Annotated in this window: 2 protein-coding genes; both read right to left on the bottom strand. The window is 37.3% G+C overall.

Features of this window, described 5'->3' with window-relative positions; genetic code table 11:
- Positions 1–36: 36 nt before the first annotated feature.
- Positions 37–471: a leucine-rich repeat domain-containing protein gene (locus tag FS806_RS25120; protein ID WP_186328539.1), complete on the bottom strand. Its 435-nt coding sequence runs from the start codon at positions 469–471 to the stop codon at positions 37–39.
- Between the two features lie 61 nt (positions 472–532).
- Positions 533–1,117, bottom strand: coding sequence for a TetR/AcrR family transcriptional regulator (locus FS806_RS25125; protein WP_260982257.1), 585 nt, complete (start codon positions 1,115–1,117; stop codon positions 533–535).
- Between the last annotated feature and the right edge of the window lie 1,053 nt (positions 1,118–2,170).

Here is a 2,170-nt window from a genome sequence, read left to right on the forward strand (position 1 = left end):
CCTACTATTTCTCCATCGATCATTGATTTCCTTTCTTTATCTAGCTATTTTGATTTTAAAGATCACGGATTCAGGTATTAGACTATCCGGTAGTTCTATACTTGTAAGTTTATTATTACCAAATGCATAATCCCCAATCTGTTCTAACCCATTTTGCAATGTTACACTTACAAGATTATTGTATTGAAATGCTTCATCTCCGATACTAACGATAGTATTAGGAAACTCCACGCTTGCGAGGGATTTGTTGTAAAAAGCTTTGTTCCCAATAGCTGTTACATCTCTATTATTCAACTGATTTGGGATAATCACATTCCTTGCTGAACCCTTGTATTTTGTAATCGTAACTGTACCATCCTCGTTTTCACTCCATTCGTAATCCGCTTCATTCGCATAAGCCTCATATCCAACTGAAAGAATAGTAAAGAAAAGTAACAAACTGAATAACCCAAATCGAATGCCACCCCTCACGATGAGTTCATTCCACCTTTCTAAAAAATTAGTACGAAAAAGATATAGAAATAATATTCATCTATTCCGCAATCATCCCATTTAATAATAAATCGACGATTTGGGTCGCTAAATGACCTGCACTACTTAAACCTGGCAATAAACGTGTTTCTGTTAACTGTTCGATCATACTTACTAAACATTCAGCCACAAATTCCATATCCAAGTCACTGCGAAAATAACCAGACTGCTGTTCTTTGACCAAATTATCCCGAACCATGCGAACCATATCCGCTCGAATCTGAGCTCTATTCGGATTGACGAATAATCCAATTCTCGTCAAATCGGGTTCCATCGCCAAAAACTCAAAGAACATTTTCAACTTTGTTTTGATGTGTTCAAAAACATTCTCCTGTTCCATTGCGGAATCTAGTAAGCTATTTTCAATTAATGTCCTCATCCGGTTATGAAAAGCTTGAGTTAGTTCTATAAATATCGCTTCTTTACTAGAGAAATATAGATAGAATGCAGGCTGAGTAAGTCCGGCCGCGGCTACAATATCACTGATTTTAGTATCATGATAGCCTCTTCTAGAAAACTCAGAGGCAGCTAATGTAAGCAACCGAGCTTTACTTGCTTTTCCTTTCTCCTTACTTGACTTTATCATCCAATCTTCCTTTCTATAACTTACTCATAAGTAATGTTACTACATAGTAAGTTTATTGAAAAGTATTTTTTCTATCGCGTACTAATGCATTCAACTCATAATCCTAAGAGATCCTCTATTCAAACTACAGCAACAGCTCAAGCGTATTCGTTGCTTGAGCTCTAATTGAACAGGTCAATGTAGTGTCCGATTGAAATCTTCTTACAATCAGTCAAAACAATAAAACGGCAGCTCTGCCGTTTCAATAGTTTGTATGAATGATGGACGGGATATAGAAAGATCCATAAGCAACTGAATGAAGAATTGTTGAAGCATATTTTCCACTCGGATGGGAACACATTAATTTCTTAGGTGAATACAAGTTTGATATCAAACAAATCGCAACACTGAAAGGGCTACGTCCACTTAAACGGCCTTCACGAGAAGAATAAAAACAAGCCGGATTTCCTTAGCATACGGAAATTCCGGCTTGTTTGACCAATTATTCGCTTAGCGTATGTTTTCGTTTTGTTGGCGGGACCCCTAATTAAGGCTATGTGTTCTATATCAATCGTGCTGCACTCTGGTTTTTTTCATGTCTGAACGTTTCATACGACTGATGTCCTTAACGCGATAAAACCGCCATAAAGTTTTTACTTCCATGAGCTCCCGACCTATTTCTCGGTAGCTTTGTTTTTAGGAATGATGAATCTTATTCGGGGAGATTTTCGGTAATAACCCTATCGTAAGAGTCATTCAGAACTTTTGCTGCGATCCCCCATGTCATTCTCAAGATAAGACATGGTAATGGCTTGACCACTCATTAGCAACGTAGTGAACACAACCTTTACACAGTGTAAGTCCCCAATTTTGACTTTTTTGTGACCAATGGTTCAAAAAATAAAAACGGGAACGTTATCATCCGAAATACCTACTATTAAAAATTTTAATTAATTTTGACAGGAGGTTGCTTTTGTGTGGACAACTTCCCATTTACTATAGGATCTCGGAATAAACCGGGCGATTGAGGCTCAATTTGGGGTGCTTGAGTTAAAATTATCGATGTAAACGTGT

Origin of the sequence: Paenibacillus sp. 32O-W (assembly GCF_007679495.1) — a bacterium.
In the GTDB taxonomy this organism is placed as follows: domain Bacteria; phylum Bacillota; class Bacilli; order Paenibacillales; family NBRC-103111; genus Paenibacillus_L; species Paenibacillus_L residui.

Coding starts and splice junctions, on each gene's coding strand:
- FS806_RS25125 (WP_260982257.1), bottom strand. CDS start 1,117: ATGATAAAGTCAAGTAAGGAGAAAGGAAAAGCAAGTAAAGCTCGGTTG.